Source organism: Microbacterium sp. 2FI (assembly GCF_005502885.1).
GTDB lineage: Bacteria > Actinomycetota > Actinomycetes > Actinomycetales > Microbacteriaceae > Microbacterium.
On record NZ_SCMR01000009.1, the window covers coordinates 14,059 to 35,227 of the forward strand.

Consider the following 21,169-nt stretch of genomic DNA (forward strand, 5'->3'; position numbering starts at 1 on the left):
ACTGGATGGCGGTCAGCGCATCCGGGGCAGGACTTCGTCGCCCAGCAGTTCGATCTGCTCGAAGAACCGGTCGAACTTGAAGCGGAAGTCGAACACGAGGTGCTCGACGCCCGCGGCTTCGAACTTCTTGAGCTCGTGTACAGCTTCCTCCGGGCTGCCCACGATGAGCTGACCCTCGAGGTCCTCGACGGTCTCGAACGTGCCCGACGGCGGCTTGACCGCGAACTTGGCCTTGTTCGCCCATGCGAGCAGCCCCGGGACGTTGACGTCCTTGAGAGCCTCTTCGCGCGTCGCCTCGATCGACGTCGGGGGGATGACCGCGACCGTCGGCATCGGGCGACCCGACTCGTCGGTCATGTCGCGCATCACGTCGATGCGCTTGCGCATCGACGCCAGCGAGATGCGGCCCGGCATCCATCCGTCGGCATACTCCGCGGCAAGTCGGGCCGAGCGCGGTGTCGCGCCGCAGTACCAGAATGGGATCCGCCCGCCGACGGGCTTCGGCTCGATCGTGACGTTCTCGAACGAGAAGATGCCGTCGTCGTACGTCACGTCGTTTTCCGTGAACACGCGCTTGAGGATCTCGGCGTTGGAGCGCACCATCTCCACGCGGTTCAGGTCGCCCCATCCGATGGCCTCGAACTCGTGGTCGAACGTGCCGGCGCCGAATCCGAGGATCAGGCGCGGGCCGACCAGCTGCGTGATCGTGCCCGCCATCAGCGCGGTGACCAGCGGGTGCCGGAAGGGAATGAGCGAGCCGGTGCCGAGCTCCAGCTTCTCGGTGACCGCACCGATCGCCGTCAGCGTGGTCAGGGCGTCGTAGAACGTGCGGTTGGGCTTCTCCATCTCGCCGTGGGGCTCGAACACGAGGTGATCGCGCACCCATACCGAGTCGAAGCCCTTCTCCTCCGCGAGCTTCGAGCCTTCCAGCAGCTTCTCGCGGCTGGCCTCCTCGCCGAAGTGGGGCAGCAGCAGTCCGAACTTCATGTCACTTTCCTTCCTCTGCCCGCGCAGCCGCGAGCGTTCCGAAACCTGGTTCGCCCACGACGACGCCGTCGGCATAGACATCTCGCCCGCGCACGAGCGTGCGCTCGATCCGGGCGCTGATCGTGCGGCCGTTGTAGGGGGTCCAGCCGATCTTGGACAGCACGTCGTCGTCGGTGATCGTCCACTCCGAGTCCATGTCGGCGATGACGACGTCGGCGTCGGCGCCGACCTGGAGCGAGCCCTTGACACCGCCGAGGCCGAACTTCGCCGACGGCACCGAAGCGACCATCTCCACGACCCGGTCGAGAGTGAGCTCACCCCGGTTGACCGCGTCGAGCATCAGCTCGTAGTAGTACTGGATGCCGGGTGTGCCGGTGTGGGAGCTCCACATCTGCGTCCACCCGATCTCCTTCTCCTCGCGCGTGTGCGGGGCGTGGTCGGAGGACGCGATGTCGATCGTGCCGTCGCGCATCCCCTCCCAGATGGCCGCGCGGTTGTCGTCGGGCACCCAGTACGACAGCGCGTAGGGCCCGAGCGTCTCGACGTCGTTCCAGGTGGAGAGGAAGGGCGCCCAGTGGTTGACCTCGCACGTGACGTCGACGCCGGCGGCCTTCGCGCGACGCACCGCCTCGATCGATCGCCTCGTCTGGATGTGGGCGATGTGGACCGGGCAGCCCGAGGCCTCGGCGAGGCGCAGGACGACATCGATGGCGGTGTCCCAGATGACGCCCTCGCGAGCGGCGTACGCAGACGCGTATCCCTGCGGCGTGTTCTCGCCGCGTGCGAGGTACTGGCCTTCGATGTAGTCCATGAGGGCCTGGTCGTGGGGGTGGACGATGAAGCGGATGCCGGTCTCGGCGATCCGATCCATGATCTGCAGCAGATGCCCGTGATCATGGATGCCGGTCCCCGCCGGATGCGGGTAGGTGCGCCCGGTGTCGACGACCATGTAGATCTTGAACGCCCGGATCCCCATCGCCGCCATCGGGGCGATCTCGTCGAACTTCGTCGGTGCCGGGTTGTGGTTCCAGTCGACGATCGACGTCGACGCGTAGCGCTCGAAGACATCGGTCAGGCTGGCGACATCGGTGGTCGGCGGCTTGAGGTTCGGCATCCCGAAGATGGTCGTCACGCCGCCGGCCGCCGCCTGGCGGGTCGTGGTGAGGATGTCCTCCTTGTGCTCGTAGCCGGGTTCGCGGGTGTGGACGTGGACGTCCACCATCCCCGGCAGCACCAGTCGGCCGGTCGCGTCGATCTCGCGCTCGGCGTCGACGGCCACTCCGGGGGCGACGATGCCGGCGACGACGCCGTCCTTGATGAGCAGGTCGCCGACGACAGGGCCGCCGGGCGCCATGACTGTTCCTCCGCTGATCCTGACGTCGATGCTCATAGCGGGGCCTCCAGGTTCTCCGAGCTCTCACCGGACGTCGGCGAGAGGGTTGTGGTGATGCGCACGTCGGCGGGTCGCACGAAGCGTGCGAACCACTCCACGATGCGCGGGGTCGTCTGCTCCCAATAGCGGTCGTAGGCCGCGTAGTGCGACGTGTGCCGCTGCATGATGAGCTGCTTCGGCCCGCGTGCCGCGGCGTAGAGCGCCTCCGCGTGATCGGTGGGCGTCGTGGCGTCCGCCTCGACGCCGATGACCAGCAGCGGCGTCGTCAGCCGGGCGGCGGCGTCGATGGGGCGGTAGGCGAGGATCTCCTCGGCGCTGGAGAGCGAGATCGCGGTGGGGATCCGGTCGTCGACATCGGCCTTGATCGTGGTGGTGCGACGCTCGGGCGTCGGCACCATGATCTCCTCGCGCGGGTGCACCAGCCGGCCTCGACCGGTGCTCACGCGCTGGCGGCGGTCCTCCTCGAGCGCTGCGAGGAACGCGAGCCACTCGTGCTCCTGTCGCATGCGGTGGAGCCAGTCCGTGCCGTCGGCGACGGGAACCTGGCTCACCGCAGCCTTGACGCGCGGGTCGGCATCGGCGAGCAGGACGGCGTTGCCGCCGCCGGTTCCCCCCGTGCCGAACACGCCGATCGCGTCCGCGACGACATCGTCGCGGGTGGTCAGGTAGGTGACCGCGTTGACGAGGTCCTGCAGCTGACGTGACGGCGAGAGCACCCCGCGATCACCGTCCGAGTCGCCGAAGCCGCGGTAGTCGAAGACGAGGACGGCGAAGCCGGCTGCCGTGAGCGCCTCGTGGTACCGCACGTAGAGCTTGGCGTCCTTCAGACCCAGCCAACCCGGCCCCTGCACGATCGCCGGGTAAGGCCCCGCGGTGTCGGGGGTGCGCCAGAGGGCCGCCAGGCGATCCCCCTCGCTGAAGAAGTCGACCTCTGTGGTCTGCATGGGTGAAGGACCTTCCGGTGGAGACGGTGGCGCGAACCTCGCGCAGATTCATCATTGCGCATTCTGGATCCAGAATCCAGTATTGTTTCCAACACGTCGGACAAGCACTGACGACGACCGCCGATCGGACTGATCGGCTGAAGCGAGCCCGGGACTGGGCCGCGTGTCGCCGACACCGTCGGATAAACCGCGCACGCTCACACATCCCGGAGGAATCATGCTCAACTCGCCCATCCGCCACGGCGCCGCCCTCTCGCTGCTCATGGCAGCCGGAGCCGTCGCACTCGCCGGCTGCGCTGCACCGCCCTCCGTGGCGTCGGAGGGGGCTCCCGCCTCCGAAGCCCGCTATCCGCTCACGATCGACAACTGCGGAGCAGAACTCACCTTCGACGAGGCACCGGAGCGCGTCATCACGATCAAGTCGTCGACCCTCGAACTGCTGCTCGCCCTCGGCCTCGCAGACCGCATCGTCGGCAGCGCCTTCAGCGACGGCCCCCTGCCCGACGCTCTGTCGGCCGGCGCGGAAGACATCGACGTCCTGTCCGACAAGGTGCCCTCGCAGGAGGTCGCGATAAGCGCCGAACCCGACCTGATCTTCGGAGGGTGGGAATCGAACTTCTCGGCGGAGGGCGTCGGCGAACGCGAGTCCCTCGCCGCCCTCGGTGTCACCGGCTACGTCGCCCCGGCTGCGTGCAAGGGCCCGGGGTACATGCCCGACCCGCTCACCTTCGACACCGTCTTCGCCGGGTTCGAGGAAGCGGGCGCGATCTTCGGGGTCCCGGATGCCGCGAACGAGCTCGTCGCGCAGCAGCGTGCGGCCCTCGCCGACGTCACGCCGAGCGATGACGGGCTCAGCGCCCTCTGGTACAGCTCCGGCACCGACACCCCGTACGTGGGCGCGGGGATCGGCGCCCCGCAGATGATCATGACGGCTGCAGGACTGAGCAACGTCGCGGCAGACGTGCGCGACACCTGGACGGCGATGGGCTGGGAGGCCGTCGTGGCCGCCGACCCCGATGTGATCGTGCTCGTGGATGCCGCGTGGAACACCGCGGCGTCGAAGATCGACCTCCTCGAGTCGAACCCGGCGACCGCCGCGCTCCCTGCTGTCCGAGACGAGCGGTACGTCGTGATCGACTTCCCCGCCACGGAGGCGGGGGTGCGCAACGTCGACGCCGTGGCATCCATCGTCGACCAGCTCGAATCGATGGACTGATGTCGCACGCGCCCATGCTCGTGGCTCCGGCAGCTGCCGGAGCCACGGGGGCGCCCGCGCCGGAGCGCGGCGCGCGGCGACCCGCACGCGCGGCCGCCTGGATCGCCGGCCTCACGATGCTGCTCGCCGTCTCGGTGCTGGTGGCGGTGACGATCGGCCCGGCGAGCCTCGCACCCGCCGACACCCTGTCGAGCGTGCTCGCCCGCATGGGTCTCGGCGACTCCGCCCTCACCGCTGTTCAGGACGGGATCGTCTGGGAGCTGCGGATGCCGCGCGTGCTCACGGCCGCAGCCGTCGGCGCAGGACTGGCGATCTGCGGCGTGGTCATGCAGGCGCTCACGCGCAACCCGCTGGCCGACCCGTACCTGCTGGGGCTGTCGGCGGGCGCGTCGGTCGGCGCCGTGATCGTGATCGTCCTCGGTGCGGCCGTCGTGCTGCCGTTCGCGGCATTCGTGGGTGCCGTGGCCGCGCTCGCCGCCACGCTCGCACTCTCGCGGGCCGGGGGCGCGATGACCCCGACACGCACGGTGCTGGCCGGACTCGCCGTGTCGGCGGTGTTCGGAGCCGTCACGAGTCTCGTCATCTTCTGGTCGTCGACCGGAGACAGCTATCGCGAGATCCTCAACTGGCTGCTGGGCTCGCTAGCCGGGACCGACTGGGGCTCGGTGGCCATCGCCGCCGGCGCTGTGGCCGTCTTCGGTCTGCCGCTCGTGGCGAGCGCGCGCACCCTGGACTCCTTCGCGTTCGGCGATACCGCCGCCGCCGCGCTCGGCGTGAACGTCGGGCGCAGCCGGACGCTGCTGCTCACGACGACGGCGCTGCTGACCGGAGCCCTGGTGTCGGTGAGCGGCTCGATCGCCTTCGTCGGTCTCGTCCTGCCCCATGCCGTGCGTCTGGTGGTCGGATCGGGCCATCGGGCGCTGCTGCCCCTGTCGGCACTCGCCGGGGCGGTGTTCCTGGTCTGGGCCGACACGGCCGCGCGCACGCTCTTCGATCCGCGGGAGCTGCCCGTCGGCATCCTGACCGCCCTCATCGGCGGTCCGGTCTTCGCCTTCCTCCTCGTGCGCAGCAAGGCCGTCACGTGAGCGGGCTGGAAGCCTCGCGACTGCGATTCACCCGCGGCGGACGACTCATCGTGGACGACGTCGACATCACCGTGCCGACGGGCTCGGTCGCCGCGCTCCTCGGGCCCAACGGCGCCGGGAAGTCGACGCTCCTCAATCTCATCGCGGGCGTCGACCGGCACGATGCCGGTTCGCGGCGCCTCGATGGCGCCGATCTCGGCGCGATGCGGCCACGCGACCGCGCGAAGCGCGTCGCCCTGGTGGAGCAGGAGGTGCAGGGACCCGTGGGGCTGCGCGTCGACGACGTCGTCGCGATGGGACGCACCCCGCACATCGGCGCGTGGTCCGGACTCGGCGAGGAGGACCGCCGGGTCGTGCGGCGCTGTCTGGAGGACGCCGGAGTGGCGGGCCTCGCCGACCGTCGCTACGCGGACCTCTCCGGAGGCGAGCGCCAGCGCGTCAACCTCGCGCGCGGTCTCGCGCAGCAGCCGACACTGCTGCTGCTGGACGAGCCGACGAATCACCTCGACATCCGCGCTCAGCTGTCGACGCTGGGGCTGCTCACCGAGCTTGCGCGTGGCGGCCTCACCGTGCTCGCGGCCCTCCACGACATCGCCCTCGCGGGGACGTACGCCGATCACGTGATCGTGCTCGCGGAGGGGCGTGTCGTGGCTGCGGGCGCCCCGTCCGACATCATCGACGAGGCGCTTCTGCGAGATGTCTGGGGCGTCGACGCGAAGGTGGTCCCGCACCCCGTGAGCGGACGACCGCTCGTGGCGTACGAGGGCGTCGCGCCGACGCCCGCCCGCACCTAGAGCGAGCGCAGGCGCGGCGCGATGTCGCGCTCGAACAGCTCCATGAAGCGCAGCTGATCGTGACCGGGCGCGTGGAAGACGAGGTGATTCATCCCCGCGTCGACGTACGCCCGGATCTGCTCGACGACCGCATCCGGATTGGTGCCGACGATCCAGCGCCGCGCGATCTGCTCGATGGGGAGCGCATCGGCTGCCCGCTCCATCTCGACGGGGTCGGTGATCGAGTGCTTCTGCTCGGGCGAGAGCGACAGCGGTGACCAGAAGCGCGTGTTCTCGAGCGCAGTCGCCTCATCCTCCTCGTACGACAGCTTGATCTCGATCATCCGATCGATGGCGTCGAAGTCGCGCCCGGCGGCCTCGGCGCCTTCGCGCAGGGCCGGGATCAGCTTCTCGGTGTACAGCTCCATGCCCTTGCCCGACGTGCAGATGAAGCCGTCGCCCGTGCGGCCGACGTACTTCGCGACGACGGGCCCGCCGGCGGCGATGTAGACCGGGACTCCGCCTTGAGGCCGATCGTAGATCGACGCGTCATGCGTGGAGTAGTACTCCCCCTCGAAGTTCACCCGATCCCCGCTCCAGAGGTCCCGCATGAGGCGGACCGATTCACGCAGCCGTGCGAAGCGCTCGCGGAACTCGGGCCAGTCCTGCGCACCCGCGCCACGGAATCCGGGCGCGATCTCGTTCAGCGCCTCTCCCGTGCCCACGCCGAGCATGATGCGACCCGGGTACAGGCACCCCAGCGTCGCGAACGCCTGAGCCATCACCGCGGGGTTGTAGCGGAACGTCGGGGTGAGGACGCTCGTGCCGATGCGGATCGTCTGCGTCCGCTCGCCGACCGCAGCCATCCAGGCGAGCGAGAACGGGGCATGACCGCCCTGATCCCGCCAGGGCTGGAAGTGGTCGCTGACGGCGACGGATTCGAATCCGTGCCGCTCCGCCGCGACGGAGAGTTCGACGAGCTGACGCGGTGCGAACTGCTCCGCCGATGCCTTGTATCCGAGTGTGAGCGTCACGCGAGGTCCAATCTGTTGTGGTGTCCGGTGCGGCCGCGCCCGCGTGATGCGGACGGGACGGGTTCGAGTTCGAGTCGGCGCAGAACGGCCGCAGTGCGAGCACCGGGTCCGATCCGCCCGACCGTCTCGAGGTCATCGGCGGTGTCCACGTCCGTGCGCAGCGCGAGCGCGACGACGGTCGGCGACAAGGAGGTGAGGTCGACGAATCCCGCACCGCGATGGCGGGCGGCGGAGTTCGGCCCGAAATGGGCGTGCAGTGGGCATGCGGCATTCGCCGTCGCGAGCGTCGTGCCGTGGCCCTGGACGTCGGGGACGAAGGCGAGTGGATGCTGGGCGGCCTCGCGCAGAGCGCGCTCGAGGTGCGCCGGCGCCAGCGCGGGCAGGTCGCCCAGCAGCACGGCGGTCGGCTCGACCGAGCGTCGGCGTGCGTGCGCGACGCCCGCTGCGACAGCGGAGCCGAGACCGCCGCCCGCCGGCTCGGCGACCACCTCGACGCGAACGTCGAGCAACGACAGCTCGTCGGGCCGCCCGACCACGATGACCCGCCGCACCGACCGCGCACCCAGCGCGGCGTCGACGGTGTCCAACGCGAACGCTCGGGCGAGCGCCGCGCGCGTCGGTGCATCGAGAGGCTGAAGCCGCGACTTGGCGCGAGCGAGGGGCTTGATCGGGATGACGACCGTCCACGCCGTCACAGCAGCGACCCCTCAGGGCGCAGCGCCCCGCGTCGCGACGGAGCGCGCCCGGCTGAACCGGCGGCGTGCCCGGACGACCAGCCTTCGCCGTAGCCGGCGGACCACCCCTCGGCCTGACCGACGGCACGGCCGTTCGCATAGCCGGCGCGAACGCCTTCTGCGCGCCCGAGCGCGATCGCCTCGTCGGTGCCGAGGCGGAAGAGGTCATCGGCCGCGCGTCGCACGATGGCGGCGGCGCCGGCGAGGTCGAGGTCGCCGACCAGGTGGCCGAGACCGCTGATGACCGCGACCGGGCATCCGCTGGCCTTGCCCTTCACGAGATCGCCCGTCGCGCACAGCTCGTCGGCGATGCAGGGCATGGTCACCGACAGCGGCCGCCCCTCGGCATCCGTCGAACCGCGAAGGTCGTCGAAGACGCGCACCCCCGCTGCGCCGATCGCGATGTCGGTCTGACCCTCGCGCCACGGTCGCCCGAGGGTGTCGCTGAGGAGGACCCCCACGCGCGCACCGGTCGCACGACGGAGTCCGGCAGCCAGTGCGCGCGCCGACGCGTCGGGATCCTCCGGCAGCAGCAGCACGGTTCCCTCGGGTGTGTTGGATGCATCCACCCCCGCCGCCGCCGCGACGATCCCGAGCCGATTCTCGACGATGCGGGTCACGCCGCCGGCGTGACGGCGCGACGCCACGACGCGCTCCGTCTCATCGGTGATCGCCTGCTCGCGGTCATCGGCGGCGACGATCCGTCCCTCCGCCTTCGAGACGATCTTCGACGTGACGATCAGGATGTCGCCGTCGCCGAGCATCCCCTCTGCCGCGGTCGCGATGAGCGCGACGAGATCGTCGCCGGGCCGCACCTCGGGGATTCCGTCGAGGCGCCGGACGCCGAACCCTGCGGCGCTCATCGGCTGAGCCTCGGGAGCACGTCGCGGCCGAAGACCTCGAGCCACTCCGCCTGATTGCGCCCGACGTTGTGCAGGTAGATGCGGTCGAAGCCGAGGTCGACGTATCGCTGGATCGCCGCGCGATGGACGTCGGGATCGGCGGAGACGACCATGCGGCCCTCGAAGTCCTCACGTCGGACGGACCGCGCCATCTGCTCGAGATCGAACGGAGAGCGGATGTCGCTGCGCGAGAACCGCATCCCTCCGTTCGGCCATTCGAGGATCGCGTTCGCCATCGCCTCCTCGTCGGTCGGCGCCCACGAGAGGTGCAGCTGGAGGACCCTCCGCATGCTGCCCGGGTCGCGCCCCGCCTCGCGGGCGCCTTCGCCGAAGCGTGCGAGCAGGGCGGCGAGGCGCTCGACAGGTGCTCCGGTCGTGATCAGTCCGTCCGCGATGCGCCCGGCCCGCTTGGCGGTCACGGGACCGGCCGTCGCGACGAGGATCTCGGGCGGGACCGCGGGCATCGTCCACAGCCGAGTGGACTCGAGGCGGAAGTACTGCCCGGCGTGGCGGACGTCTCGCCCGGCCACCGAGGCGGTGAAGAGCTTGCGGATGAGCTCGACGGCTTCGAACATGCGGGCGATCCGCTCGGGAGCCTCGGGCCAGTACTGGCCCACCACGTGCTCGTTGATCGCCTCGCCCGAGCCGATTCCGAGCCAGTGCCGGCCCGGGTGCATCGCAGCGAGTGTCGCGCTCGCCTGCGCGACGACGGCGGGGTGCATGCGGAAGGTCGGCGTCGTCACTCCCGGGCCGAAGTCGCCGGTCGTGCGCTCGGCGACGGCTGCGAGAACGCTCCACACGAACGAGGACTGCCCCTGCTGGGGGACCCAGGGCTGGAAGTGATCCGTCGCCATCACACCGGTGAATCCGTGCGACTCGGCGATCGCGCTCAGTGCGACCGCCTCTGAAGGCGGCAGCTGCTCGAGCATCGCGGCGTAGCCGATGTGCACGGGACCCTCCTCACTGCGTGGCTCGCTTCTGCGAGCCGTGGATCCATTGTCACGTATCCTGGATCCAAAATGCAAGACAGGCATACCGCACACGCAACAGAGCACCGCCCCCGCGCTGTGCGCAGGGGCGGTGTCGAAGGGAGAGGGATGCCGAGGGCGGCGTCGCCGAAGCGGCTACGTGCGTCGGCCCCGCCCGCGCGTCGCGGCCTCTTCGCGCGCGGCGGAGTCGGCTTCGAGCAGATCGATGACGGCGTCGCGCACACTCTCGAGATGCGCTCGGAGGACGCCGAGCGCGTGATCCACGTCACCGGCGGCCACGGCCGAGGTGAGCTCCTCGTGCGAGTGGCTGTGGTTTCCACCCCCGACGAGGCGCCAGCCCAGGACGTACCGGCCGACCTTGAGGCGCAGCTGCTCGATCATCTCCCACAGCATCGGCCGCCGAGCGGCGTCGTACAGCTCGGCGTAGAACGCCGTCCGGGCTTCGACGAACTCGGTTCCCTCGTTCTCGGCATCCGCCGTCTTGCTCAACGCGATCAGTCGCGCCAACCGCTCGTCGGTCATGTCGGCCATCGACAGCCGGAGCGCCTCGAGCTCGAGCAGCGTGCGGATCTCGTAGACCTCGCGAGCGCGTTCGACCGACAGCGACTTGACGACGGCGCCCTTGCGCTCATGGAACTCCACGAGCCCGTCGGCCTCGAGCTGGATGAGGGCCGACCGCACCGGCAGACGCGAGACGCCGATCAGCTCGGCCAGCGTCTCCTGCCGCAGCTTCTGCCCGGGCGCCAGCGTGCCGTTGAGTATCGCGTCGCGAAGGATGTCGTACGCCATGACGCCGACCGACCGGTAGCCGGTGGAGAGTCGGCCGGCCAGTTGCTGCAGGGCCTCTGCCCCACTATCATCGGCCGGCTCGGCGAAACCTGGGGACGTGCGTGCGCTCATGGGAACCGAATCTAACGGGGTTTGGGCGCAAAGGCGACTATTGGATCCAGTATTCGCTAGTCGAAGGCCGCAGCGACGACGTTGCGGTGATAGTCGAACACGATGCTCGTCCGCGTCGACGCCACGCTCGACTGGGCCGAGAGGTGCTCCACGACGAACTCCCGCAGTGCGGCCGACCCGTCGGCGGCGACGTGCACGAGGAAGTCGTCGGCGCCGCCCAAGAAGAAGACCTGGATCACCTGGGGCAGGCGACGCACCTCCTCGGAGAAGGCCGTGATGTTCTCCTGGCGCGAGCCGGGGCGGAGCGTCACACCGATCACCGCCTGCAGACCGGTGCCGAGGGTGCGCTGATCGATGCTGGCGTGGAATCCGGTGATCACGCCGCGCTCCAGGAGCGACCGCACCCGCGCGTGCGCCGTCGAGGGCGCCACACCGAGCGCTGCGGCGAGGTCGACGTTCGCCAGGCGCCCGTCCGCCGAGAGCAGCGACACGATGCGCCGGTCGGTCTCATCGAGTTCGACGGTACGAACATCCTTCGGCGCGTTCACGGCGTTCCCCAGGTTCACGTGAACGAATCTATCAATCAGACGGCATCTGCCGCACTTCCTTCAGTCCATCTTTCGTCAGGTCGAATAATCTGCGAATGTCATTGCCGCACACACCCACCGGCCAGCGAGGACGAACGTGAAGATCGGCATCCCGACAGAGATCAAGAACAACGAGAACCGCGTCGCGATGACCCCGGCAGGCGTCGACGCACTCGTCGCCGCCGGCCATCACGTCACCGTGCAGGCGGGGGCGGGCCTCGGGTCCCGTATCGACGACGACGCCTACCGACGCGCCGGAGCCTCGATCGCAGGAAGCGCCGAGGATGTCTGGCGGTCGTCCGACCTGATCGTGAAGGTCAAGGAGCCGATCGCGGCCGAGTACGCTCTGCTGCGCCCCGACCTCACCCTCTTCACCTACCTGCATCTGGCCGCGGACCGACCGCTGACCGAAGCGCTGCTCGCCGCCGGCACGACCGCGATCGCGTATGAGACGGTCGAGCTGCCCGATCGCAGCCTGCCGCTGCTGGCGCCGATGAGCGAGGTCGCCGGCCGACTGTCGATCACGGTCGGCGCGTACGCGCTGATGCGGGCGTCAGGCGGACGCGGCACGCTGCTCGGCGGCGTGCCCGGGACCCCCAAGGCCAACGTCGTCGTCATCGGCGGCGGCGTCGCCGGCGAGCACGCCGCCGCCTGCGCGGTGGGGCTCGGCGCGAACGTGACCGTCGTGGATCGCTCGCTCCCGCGACTGCGGCAGCTCGAGAAGCAGTTCGCCGGCGCCATTCAGACCCGTGCCTCGAGCCGCTACGAGATCGCCGAGCTCGTCGCGACGGCCGATCTCGTGATCGGCTCGGTGCTCATCCCGGGCGCCGCCGCGCCGAAGCTCGTGACCGACGCGATGGTCGCCGCGATGAAGCCCGGGTCGGTGCTGGTGGACATCGCCATCGATCAGGGCGGATGCTTCGAGGGCTCCCGGCCGACGACGCACGACGAGCCGACCTTCGCCGTCCACGACTCGCTCTACTACTGCGTCGCGAATATGCCCGGAGCGGTTCCGGAGTCGTCGACGCGGGCGCTCACCAACGCCACGCTGCCGTACGTGCTCGCGATCGCGGACAAGGGCTGGCGACGCGCAGCGGCCGACGACCCTGCCCTCGCGCTCGGCGTCACCATCGTCGCCGGCGAGATCGGGTGCGCGGCCGTCGCCGAGGCACTCGGCATCCGTCCCGCCGACGCCGCGGCCGGTGCGCACGCGGCGTGACGACAGGCTGTGCCGCCTGGCCGTCAAGTCACCGCACCCCGGCTGGCGAACCGCGCGTCGCGCCACACGCCGGTCTCGAGGATGTCTTCGAGGGCAGCCACCGCGTCCCACACGTCGACGTGGGAGACATAGAGCGGTGCGAAGCCGAAGCGCATCAGATCGGGGGAGCGGAAGTCTCCGATGACCCCGCGCTCGATGAGCGCCTGCATCACCGCGTATCCACCCTCGACGCGGAGCGCCACCTGGCTCCCCCGCTGTGCGGACTGACGCGGCGTGACGACCTCGACGTTCCACCGCGACAGGCGCGCGTCGACGAGCGAGATGAACAGCTCCGTGAGCCGAAGGCTCTTCTCGCGGAGCTCCGCGAGATCGACCTCGCTCCAGATCTCGAGGCTCGCCTCGAGCGCTGCCATCGAGAGCAGCTGGGGCGTGCCGACCCGGAAGCGCCCGATCCCGTCGGCCGGCGCATAGTCGATGTCGAAGTCGAAGGGCTTGGCGTGGCCGTGCCACCCGGTCAGGGCCGGGCGGGATGCCGCGTGGTGTCTCTCGGCGGCCCAGATGAACGACGGTGAGCCCGGGCCGCCGTTGAGGTACTTGTACGTGCAGCCGACGGCGAGGTCGGCGCCCACGCCGTTGAGATCGACGGGGACGGCGCCGACGCTGTGGCACAGGTCCCAGACCATGATCGCCCCCGCCGCCTGCACGCGCCGGGTGACTTCGGCCATGTCGTGCATGCGTCCCGTGCGGTAGTCGACATGCGTGAGCACCACGACGGCGACCTCGTCGTCGAGGACGTCGTCGATGGTGGGACCGTCGTCGTGGATGAGCCGCCGTTCGAGAGGCGCCCCCGTCCCGAGCAGGGTCTGCACGCTCTCGAGGACGTAGAGGTCGGTCGGGAAGCTGCTGCGCTCGGAGACGATGACGCGCCTGCCGGGACGGAGCCGTGCCGCCGCGACCGTCGCCTGGAACAGGCTCGCCGAGGTCGAGTCGCCGAGCACCACCTCGCCGGGCGCCGCGCCGATGAGCGGCGCGATCCGATCGCCGAGCGTGACCGGCTTCGCGAACCATCCCGCATCGTTCCAGCTGCGGATGAGGCCGGTGCCCCACTCGTCGACCATCACGCGCTGCACGTGGGCGGGGGTCGCCCGCGGCAGGGCGCCGAGAGAATTGCCGTCGAGGTACACCACCCCTTCCGGCAGGAAGAAGCGATCGCGATACGGGGCGACCGGATCGGCTGCGTCCAGTGCCGCGCACGTCTCGCGGTCGATCGTGTGCAGGGTGGGTGCAGTGCTCATGGGGCGATCGTCCTTCGTCGGCTCGGCGGTGCTCATAGCGCCAGGAATCGGCGGGCGTTCCCGGAGCGGATGGCAGCCTTCTGCGGTTCGGTGAGGAAGTCGGCACGCTCGAGCACGGCCCCGACCGGACGCTCGCCGAGGGGGTAGGGGTAGTCGCTGCCGAGCATTACCTGTTCAGCGCCGAGCGTGTCGACCAGCAGCCGGAGGGCCGCAGGGTCGAACACCACCGAGTCGACGCTGAACCGGTCGAGGTAGTGCGACGGCGGCCGTTCGCTGACCCCGATCAGGTCGCGGCGCTCGTGCCACGCGTTCTCGAGCCGCCCGAGCCAGAACGCGAACGACCCGCCGCCGTGCGCGAAGCAGATGCGGAGCGACTCCGGCACGCGGTCGAACACGCCGCCGAGGATCATCGCGATGATCGAGAGGTGGGTCTCGGCGGGCATGCCCGTGAGCCAGGCCGCCATCCAGCGGTCCAGGCGCGGCGATGCGGGCATGTCCCACGGATGCACGAAGACGGGGATCCCGCGCTCGGCGCAGTGCTGCAGGAACGTGACGATGCCCTCGTCATCGAGATCGCGGTCGCCGACGTGATTGCCGATCTCCACGCCCGCATGACCCGAGGCGATCGCGCGATCGGCCTCGGCACACGCTGCGTCGGTGTCCTGCAGCGGAACCTGCGCGAACGGAATCAGCCGGTTGCGGGCCGGGGCGCACACCTCGAGCACGAGGTCGTTGAAGATCCGCGCGACCTTCGCGGCCTCGGCCCCGGACTTGCCGTACGAGAAGAACACCGGCGTCGGGGAGACGACCTGGAGGTCGACACCCTCGGCATCCATGTCGGCGACGCGTGCGGCCGCATCCCAGCACCGTTCGTCGACGCGGCGGAACTCCCTCGCGCCGATCATGATCATCGCCTCGCGCTCGGAGTCCACCCGCAGCCGCGGCCAGAGGCCCGGCCCGACCTCTGCGGACAGGTCGGGCCAGCCGAAGGGCACCATATGGGTGTGGACGTCGATCGTGCCCACTCGGTTCAGCCCTTGCCCGGGTGCACGGCGCCGCAGTTCGGGCACGTGCGGCCTTCTTCGCTTTCGTAGAAGTCGCGGAACACGGGGGGAAGATCCTCGACGATGTCACGGACCTGCAGCTCGACCTCGTGCACCTTCGTGTCGCAGTTCGGGCAGAACCAGGCGAACTTCTCGAGCGTGCCCTCTTCACGGATCCGCTCGATGACGATGCCGATCGAGCCGGCCTCCGGGCGCTGGGGCGAGTGGTATACGTTGCCCGGCAGCAACCACATCTCGCCCTCGCGGATGTCGATGCGCTGCGGGCCGTCCTCGGTCATGATGTTGACGTGCATGGCACCGCGGTACTGGTAGAACCACTCCTCGTACGGGTCGAAGTGGAAGTCGGTGCGCTGGTTGGGGCCGCCGACGACCTGCACGATGAAGTCGCCCATCGGCGTCCACGCGGCCTTGTTGTTGACCGGCGGCTTGAGGAGGTGCTCGTTCTCCTTGATCCAGGCGGGGAAATCGATGACGGGTGGGATGGTGCTCACTGTTCCTCCTTGATAGTGGCCTCAGGCGTGGCGGTCGACCGCCGTGCGATCGCCTGAATCTCGATGCGCAGATGCGGATGCGGCAGCGCATGGACGGCGACCGTGGTGCGGGCGGGTCCGGCCTCGTCGAAGTACTCGGCCCAGACCGCGTTGTAGCGGCCGAAGTCGTTCATGTCGACGAGGAAGCTCGTCGTCTGGACGATGTCGTCGAGCGTGCAGCCGCATGCGGCGAGCACCTCGCGGATGTTCTCGATGACCGCACGCGTCTGCACGGCGACGTCGAGAGACGTCGTGCCGAACTCATCGACCTCTGCGCCCGCGATCGAGTTGTCGGGGCGGCGGCTGGACGTTCCCGAGACGAACACCAGGTCGCCCGAGATCTTCGCGTGCGGAAAGCGGCCACGCGGGGTCGCCTTCCCGGCCACCGTGATTCCGCCCTGCTCGGTCATTCGTCGCCCTCGCCGTCGATCGATATCGATACCCGTCCGAGCCCGGCGACGGTCGCCTCGACCACCCCGGCACGGGGGACGGGCACGGCGACGGTCGCCGCGCCCGCGAGCAGGATCATGCCGGCGCGCAGCTCGAAGCCGTGCACCCTCGCCAGTCTCGCCGCGGCGGCGAGGGCTCTGCCCGGATCGCCCAGGATCGCAGAGGTCGAGCCGGTCTGCACGATCCGGCCGTCGAACTCGAGCCGGACCGCGCGATTGTCGAACGAACCGGCCTCTGCGGGCCGCACCCACGGGCCGATGGCATAGGCCGCCGCAGAGGTGTTGTCGGCGATCACGTCGCCCAGGTCGAAGCGGAAGTCGCGATAGCGGGAATCGATGATCTCGAGGGCGGGCGCGACCGCGGCGATGGCAGCAGGGTCGGGGACGCGATCGGTGTCGATGTCGGCGCCGAGGAGGTAGGCGATCTCGGGCTCGATGCGGGGATGGATGCAGGTTCGCGGGTCGAACCCGCCGCCGTCTTCGATCCGCATCCGGTCGGTGACACTGCCGAGGATGACGTCGTCGACACCCATCTGCCGCGCCTTCGCGCGACTGGTGAACCCGAGCTTCAGACCGGCGATCCGGTCGCCGCTCGCGACCCGCCGCCCGGTGAGATCGTGCTGCACCGCGTAGGCGGTCGCAAGCCCGAGAGGCGCGCTGACCGAGGACTGCGCGATCGGCGTCACCGTGAGCCGGGCGCGTTCGAGGGCGTCGGCGATCGCGGCGACGGACGGACGATCGTCGAGATCTGTGCCGTGCGTGACTGCGCTCATGGGGTCCTCGCTCCCGTGAGCAGGGCGTCGCGGGCGTCGACGAGATCGAGTGCGACGTCGACGATCATGTCCTCCTGACCGCCGACCATCCGGCGGCGGCCGAGTTCCAGGAGGATCTCGCGTGCATCGAGTCCGTAGCGCTCCGCGGCCCGCTCGGCATGGAGCAGGAAGCTCGAGTAGACGCCCGCGTATCCGAGGGTCAGGGTCTCGCGATCGACACGCAGCGGACGCCGCTGCAGCGGGCGGACGAGGTCGTCCGCCGCATCCTGCAGCGCGAAGAGGTCGCAGCCGTGCTCCCAGCCGAGCAGGTCGGCGACCGCGACGAACGCCTCGATCGGGCAGTTTCCGGCCCCAGCGCCCTGGCCGGCGAGTGAGGCGTCGACGCGGTAGGCGCCGTGCTCGACCGCGGTGACGCTGTTCGCGACGCTGAGCGACAGATTCTCGTGTGCGTGGATGCCGATCTGCGTCTCGGGTGCGAGTACCTGACGATAGGCGTCGACGCGTTCGCCGACATCGCGCATGGTCAGGCGACCGCCGGAATCGGTGACGTAGACGCAGTGCGCACCGTAGGACTCCATGAGCCTCGCCTGCTCGGCGAGGCCGCGGGGGTCGTTCAGGTGGCTCATCATGAGGAATCCCGAGACGTCCATGCCGTGCTCGCGCGCCCAGCCGATGTGCTGCGCGGCGACATCGGCTTCGGTGCAGTGGGTTGCGACGCGGACGCTCCGAACACCGAGATCGCGGGCACGCTCGAGTCGTTCGATGGTGCCGATGCCGGGCAGGATGAGCGTCGTCAGCGTGGCGCGCGTGAGGACGGATGCCGCAGCCTCGATCCAGGCCTCATCGGTGCAGGCGCCCTGGCCGTAGGCGACGCTCGAGCCGCCGAGACCATCGCCGTGGGCCACCTCGATCGCGTCGACGCCTGCCGCCTCGAGGGCGGCCGCGATCGTTCGCACGTCGTCGACCGTGTAGCTGTGCCCGATGGCGTGCATGCCGTCTCGGAGGGTGACGTCCTGGATGTACACCTTCGGCCGCATCGCCTCTTCCGCTCCGGTCATCTCATCGCTCCCACCCGTGCGGCGACGAGGCGCTCCGCGGTGCGCAGCGCGGCGCTGGTCATGATGTCGAGATTGCCGGCGTACTCCGGCAGGTAGTGCCCGGCGCCGGCGACTTCGAGCAGAATGGTGACCTTCGTGCCGCGGAAGCCTCGATCGAGCGCCGGCACGAAGGGAAGATCGACGGCTTCGAACTGCACGCTCTGCTTGAGCCGGTAGCCGCCGACATAGCCCTGCACGTCGGCGACCATCGCCTCGACGGAGGCTCGCACCTGCGCGTGGTCGACATCGCCGTCGACGAGGCAGTACACGGTGTCGCGCATGATGAGCGGGGGTTCGGCCGGATTGAGCACGATGATCGCCTTGCCGCGCTCGGCTGCGCCGAGCTGCTCGATCGCGCGCGCGGTCGTCTCGGTGAACTCGTCGATGTTCGCGCGAGTGCCGGGTCCTGCCGACTTCGAGGCGATCGAGGCGACGATCTCCGCGTAGGCGACAGGAGCCACGCGCGAGACGGCCGCGACCATCGGGACGGTCGCCTGACCGCCGCAGGTGACCATATTGACGTTCGTCGCGCCGACGTGACCGTCGAGGTTCACGACGGGCACGACGTAGGGTCCGATCGCGGCGGGCGTGAGATCGACCATCACGCGGCCGCTTGCGCGGACGACGGCGTCGTTGTGCACGTGGGCACCCGCCGACGTCGCGTCGAAGACGAGTTCCACGTCGGCGAACTCCGGCATGAGCACGAGCCCGTCCACTCCGCCGTGCGTGGTCGCGACCCCGAGCCGGCGAGCGCGGGCGAGCCCGTCGGAGTGCTCGTCGATGCCGGCCATGGCGACGACCCGGAGAGTGCTCGAGAGCCTCGCAACCTTGATGAGCAGGTCGGTGCCGATATTCCCCGACCCGATGATGGCCACGCCCGCGGTCACGCCGCCACCGCCGGGAGGCTCGATGCGTTGAAGTCCGCGCGAACCTCGCCGATTCCGTCGAGGCGCGCCCGGTAGACGCCGGCGCTCGCGGCGACCATGGGACCGAGGGCGCCCGAGAGGACGATCTCACCCGCCAGCAGCGGGCGGCCGTGGCGGGCGACCGCACGTGCGAGCCACGCCACGGCGATGACGGGACTGCCGAGGCACGCGGCGCCTGACCCTGTCGAGACCGGTTCGCTCCCGCGATCGAGGGACATGCCCACGGCCGAGAGATCGAGACCGTCGAGCGATCGGGGGGTGGTGCCGAGGACCACCGCACCGCTGGAGGCATTGTCGGCGATGGTGTCGGTGATGCGGATGTCCCAGTCCGTGATCCGCGAGTCGACGACCTCGATCGCCGGCAGCACGAACTCGGTCGCGCGAAGCACGTCGGCGACATGCGTGGTCGGCGAATCGAGATCGCGGCCGAGGACGAACGCGATCTCGGCCTCGACGCGAGGAGCGAAGAAGCGGGAGAGCTCGAGGGGCTCACGGTCCGCGACGATCATGTCGTCCAGGAGCACGCCGTAGTCGGGGGTGAAGACGCCGAACTGCTCCTGGACTGCAGGCGACGTGAGCCCGATCTTGCGGCCGACGACCCGACGCCCTTCGGCGATGCGGCGATCGATTCCGAGCGACTGGACGGCGTACGCCTCATCCTGATCCACCTCGCCGATCAGGTCGCGCACCGGCGGGCAGGCGATGCCGGTCTCGCCGGCTCGCCGCAGGCGCTCTGCGGCCTCGCGTGCGGACGCGCTGACGCTCACAGCTGTACGCAGACGTTCGTGGGCTCGGTGTAGAACCCGAGCGAGTGGAGTCCGCCCTCGCGGCCGATGCCCGACAGGCCGACGCCGCCGAACGGACTGCGAAGATCGCGCAGGTACCAGGTGTTCACCCACGACATGCCCACGCGCATGCGCTGGGCGACGCGGTGGCCGCGCGTGAGATCGCTCGTCCAGGTCACGGCGGCGAGGCCGTAGTCGGTGTCGTTGGCCAGAGCGATCGCCTCCTCTTCGGAGTCGAAGGGGATGAGCGTGGCAACCGGCCCGAAGATCTCCTCGCGGACGACGCGGTGCGTGTTGTCCAGACCCGTCCACAGGGTCGGTTCGATCCAGGACCCGGCATCCAGCCCATCTCCGAGGGTCGGGATCCCGCCGCCCGCGAGGATGGTCGCCCCGCCTTCCTGTGCAAGCTGGAAGTACGACAGCACCTTCTCGCGGTGCTTGCGCGAGATGAGCGGGCCGGTGGTCGTCGCGGGATTCTCTGGGCGACCCAGCCGCAGCCGCCCCGCCTGCTCGGCGAGACCGGCGGCCACATCGGCGAAGACGGCCCGTTCGACATAGATGCGCTCGGTACAGAGGCAGACCTGGCCGGTGTTGAGATACGTGGAACGGGCGAGCCCCGCGACGGCCGCGTCGAGGTCGGCGTCGGCGAAGACGACGGCCGCGTTCTTGCCGCCGAGTTCGAACGACACCGGTCGCACGCGCGGCGCCACGGCACGCATGATCGCCGACCCGGTCGAGGACTCACCGGTGAAGGTGACGCCGTCGATGCCCGGGTGCGTCGTCAGGAACTCGCCCGCGGAGTCGGATCCGAAACCGTGCACGACGTTGACGACGCCGGCCGGAAGCCCCGCCTCGACGAGGATCTCAGCCAGCAGAGTGGCCGAGGACGGCGTCTCCTCCGACGGCTTGACCACAACGGTGTTTCCGCTGGCGAGAGCCGGTGCCAGCTTCCAGGTGAGAAGCAGCAGAGGAAGATTCCAGGGCACGATCACCGCCACGACGCCGAGCGGCTTGCGCACTGCGTAGTTGAGCGCACGGCGCCCGTCCGGCATTTCGGTGAGGTACGAGTCCATGCCCGCAGCCGAGACGACGTCGGCGAAGGCCCGGAAGTTGGCGGCCGCCCGTGCGACGTCGAGATCCCGTGCGAGTGATTCGGGCTTGCCGGTGTCGCCGACTTCGGCATCGACGAGGTCGGCGAAGCGCAGCTCGATCACGTCGGCGATGCGACGCAGGATCGTCGCGCGCTCGTTGACCGTCATGCGACCCCACGGACCGTGGAGAGCAGCGCGCGCGGACGCCACCGCGAGGCCGACCTCGTGCCTCCCCGCCTCGTGCACCTCGGCGATGAGGGAGCCGTCGATCGGATTCAGCTTGGCGAACGTGCGGACCCCGTCGACCGACTCGCCCCCGATGAAGTTGCGGAGCTGCCGTGTGGCCTGAGCGGCCGGTGCCATCACGGGCGGCGACGTCGTCTGTGAGGTCATGGT

At 69.9% G+C, this 21,169-nt stretch carries 22 protein-coding genes; 4 read left to right on the plus strand and 18 right to left on the minus strand.

From position 1 onward, the window contains the following. Positions 1 to 12 precede the first annotated feature (12 nt). The 3 genes from FFS15_RS09165 to FFS15_RS09175 are packed head-to-tail and all read right to left on the minus strand — an operon-like array spanning position 13 to position 3,324. The gene (locus tag FFS15_RS09165) at positions 13 to 987 is read right to left on the minus strand and encodes an LLM class flavin-dependent oxidoreductase (RefSeq protein WP_137844723.1); all 975 of its coding nucleotides are present in this window, start codon (positions 985 to 987) and stop codon (positions 13 to 15) included. 1 nt (position 988) lies between these two features. Then, positions 989 to 2,377, minus strand: coding sequence for a dihydroorotase family protein (locus FFS15_RS09170; protein ID WP_137844724.1), 1,389 nt, complete (start codon positions 2,375 to 2,377; stop codon positions 989 to 991). Beyond that, complete coding sequence (locus FFS15_RS09175; protein WP_137844725.1) at positions 2,374 to 3,324, minus strand: alpha/beta fold hydrolase; 951 nt, start codon at positions 3,322 to 3,324, stop codon at positions 2,374 to 2,376. Before FFS15_RS09175 ends, FFS15_RS09170 begins: the two co-directional genes overlap by 4 nt. Before the next feature lie 217 nt (positions 3,325 to 3,541). Here FFS15_RS09175 and FFS15_RS09180 point away from each other — a divergent pair, with 217 nt between their 5' ends. The 3 genes from FFS15_RS09180 to FFS15_RS09190 all read left to right on the plus strand — a co-directional run bounded on the left by FFS15_RS09180 (position 3,542) and on the right by FFS15_RS09190 (position 6,419). Continuing rightward, positions 3,542 to 4,540 carry a putative F420-0 ABC transporter substrate-binding protein gene (locus FFS15_RS09180; protein ID WP_137844726.1) on the plus strand — a complete coding sequence of 333 codons (999 nt, stop codon included), beginning with the start codon at positions 3,542 to 3,544 and terminating at the stop codon, positions 4,538 to 4,540. Between the two features lie 116 nt (positions 4,541 to 4,656). Next, on the plus strand, positions 4,657 to 5,625 hold the full coding sequence (locus FFS15_RS09185; protein WP_249353910.1) for a putative F420-0 ABC transporter permease subunit: 969 nt from the start codon (positions 4,657 to 4,659) through the stop codon (positions 5,623 to 5,625). Continuing rightward, complete coding sequence (locus FFS15_RS09190) at positions 5,622 to 6,419, plus strand: ABC transporter ATP-binding protein (RefSeq protein ID WP_137844727.1); 798 nt, start codon at positions 5,622 to 5,624, stop codon at positions 6,417 to 6,419. Before FFS15_RS09185 ends, FFS15_RS09190 begins: the two co-directional genes overlap by 4 nt. Here FFS15_RS09190 and fgd read toward each other — a convergent pair. The 6 genes from fgd to FFS15_RS09220 form a co-directional block, all read right to left on the minus strand. Beyond that, positions 6,416 to 7,432 carry a glucose-6-phosphate dehydrogenase (coenzyme-F420) gene (gene fgd / locus FFS15_RS09195; RefSeq protein WP_137844728.1) on the minus strand — a complete coding sequence of 339 codons (1,017 nt, stop codon included), beginning with the start codon at positions 7,430 to 7,432 and terminating at the stop codon, positions 6,416 to 6,418. The two genes, FFS15_RS09190 and fgd, sit on opposite strands and share 4 nt — an antisense overlap. Further along, the gene (gene cofC, locus FFS15_RS09200; RefSeq protein WP_137844729.1) at positions 7,429 to 8,127 is read right to left on the minus strand and encodes a 2-phospho-L-lactate guanylyltransferase; all 699 of its coding nucleotides are present in this window, start codon (positions 8,125 to 8,127) and stop codon (positions 7,429 to 7,431) included. The genes fgd and cofC overlap by 4 nt, the downstream gene beginning before the upstream one ends. Next, positions 8,124 to 9,029 carry a coenzyme F420-0:L-glutamate ligase gene (gene cofE, locus FFS15_RS09205; protein WP_212743134.1) on the minus strand — a complete coding sequence of 302 codons (906 nt, stop codon included), beginning with the start codon at positions 9,027 to 9,029 and terminating at the stop codon, positions 8,124 to 8,126. Before cofE ends, cofC begins: the two co-directional genes overlap by 4 nt. Continuing rightward, positions 9,026 to 10,018 carry a TIGR03557 family F420-dependent LLM class oxidoreductase gene (locus FFS15_RS09210; protein WP_283205749.1) on the minus strand — a complete coding sequence of 331 codons (993 nt, stop codon included), beginning with the start codon at positions 10,016 to 10,018 and terminating at the stop codon, positions 9,026 to 9,028. Before FFS15_RS09210 ends, cofE begins: the two co-directional genes overlap by 4 nt. A 174-nt stretch (positions 10,019 to 10,192) precedes the next feature. After that, the gene (locus FFS15_RS09215) at positions 10,193 to 10,957 is read right to left on the minus strand and encodes a GntR family transcriptional regulator (protein WP_137844731.1); all 765 of its coding nucleotides are present in this window, start codon (positions 10,955 to 10,957) and stop codon (positions 10,193 to 10,195) included. Between the two features lie 56 nt (positions 10,958 to 11,013). After that, positions 11,014 to 11,517 carry an Lrp/AsnC family transcriptional regulator gene (locus FFS15_RS09220; RefSeq protein ID WP_137844819.1) on the minus strand — a complete coding sequence of 168 codons (504 nt, stop codon included), beginning with the start codon at positions 11,515 to 11,517 and terminating at the stop codon, positions 11,014 to 11,016. Positions 11,518 to 11,641: 124 nt separating this feature from the next. On the opposite strand from FFS15_RS09220, the gene ald reads away from it, so the two are divergent. Beyond that, on the plus strand, positions 11,642 to 12,763 hold the full coding sequence (ald, locus tag FFS15_RS09225; protein WP_137844732.1) for an alanine dehydrogenase: 1,122 nt from the start codon (positions 11,642 to 11,644) through the stop codon (positions 12,761 to 12,763). Between the two features lie 23 nt (positions 12,764 to 12,786). Here the strand turns inward: ald and kynU are convergent, their stop codons facing one another. From kynU to FFS15_RS09270, 9 genes are read right to left on the minus strand one after another with little or no spacing between them, the layout of a single operon-like run. Continuing rightward, the gene (kynU, locus tag FFS15_RS09230) at positions 12,787 to 14,058 is read right to left on the minus strand and encodes a kynureninase (protein ID WP_137844733.1); all 1,272 of its coding nucleotides are present in this window, start codon (positions 14,056 to 14,058) and stop codon (positions 12,787 to 12,789) included. Positions 14,059 to 14,090: 32 nt separating this feature from the next. Beyond that, positions 14,091 to 15,128, minus strand: a complete 1,038-nt coding sequence (locus tag FFS15_RS09235) for an amidohydrolase family protein (protein WP_212743135.1) — start codon at positions 15,126 to 15,128, stop codon at positions 14,091 to 14,093. Further along, complete coding sequence (locus FFS15_RS09240) at positions 15,089 to 15,613, minus strand: 3-hydroxyanthranilate 3,4-dioxygenase (protein ID WP_137844735.1); 525 nt, start codon at positions 15,611 to 15,613, stop codon at positions 15,089 to 15,091. Before FFS15_RS09240 ends, FFS15_RS09235 begins: the two co-directional genes overlap by 40 nt. Beyond that, positions 15,610 to 16,062, minus strand: coding sequence for a RidA family protein (locus tag FFS15_RS09245; protein ID WP_137844736.1), 453 nt, complete (start codon positions 16,060 to 16,062; stop codon positions 15,610 to 15,612). Before FFS15_RS09245 ends, FFS15_RS09240 begins: the two co-directional genes overlap by 4 nt. Further along, complete coding sequence (locus FFS15_RS09250) at positions 16,059 to 16,874, minus strand: fumarylacetoacetate hydrolase family protein (protein WP_137844737.1); 816 nt, start codon at positions 16,872 to 16,874, stop codon at positions 16,059 to 16,061. The genes FFS15_RS09245 and FFS15_RS09250 overlap by 4 nt, the downstream gene beginning before the upstream one ends. Continuing rightward, positions 16,871 to 17,932 carry a 4-hydroxy-2-oxovalerate aldolase gene (dmpG, locus tag FFS15_RS09255; protein WP_249353894.1) on the minus strand — a complete coding sequence of 354 codons (1,062 nt, stop codon included), beginning with the start codon at positions 17,930 to 17,932 and terminating at the stop codon, positions 16,871 to 16,873. Before dmpG ends, FFS15_RS09250 begins: the two co-directional genes overlap by 4 nt. Beyond that, positions 17,929 to 18,858 carry an acetaldehyde dehydrogenase (acetylating) gene (locus tag FFS15_RS09260; protein ID WP_137844738.1) on the minus strand — a complete coding sequence of 310 codons (930 nt, stop codon included), beginning with the start codon at positions 18,856 to 18,858 and terminating at the stop codon, positions 17,929 to 17,931. Before FFS15_RS09260 ends, dmpG begins: the two co-directional genes overlap by 4 nt. After that, on the minus strand, positions 18,855 to 19,664 hold the full coding sequence (locus tag FFS15_RS09265; RefSeq protein WP_171013142.1) for a fumarylacetoacetate hydrolase family protein: 810 nt from the start codon (positions 19,662 to 19,664) through the stop codon (positions 18,855 to 18,857). Before FFS15_RS09265 ends, FFS15_RS09260 begins: the two co-directional genes overlap by 4 nt. Then, positions 19,661 to 21,166: a 2-hydroxymuconic semialdehyde dehydrogenase gene (locus FFS15_RS09270; protein ID WP_212743136.1), complete on the minus strand. Its 1,506-nt coding sequence runs from the start codon at positions 21,164 to 21,166 to the stop codon at positions 19,661 to 19,663. Before FFS15_RS09270 ends, FFS15_RS09265 begins: the two co-directional genes overlap by 4 nt. Between the last annotated feature and the right edge of the window lie 3 nt (positions 21,167 to 21,169).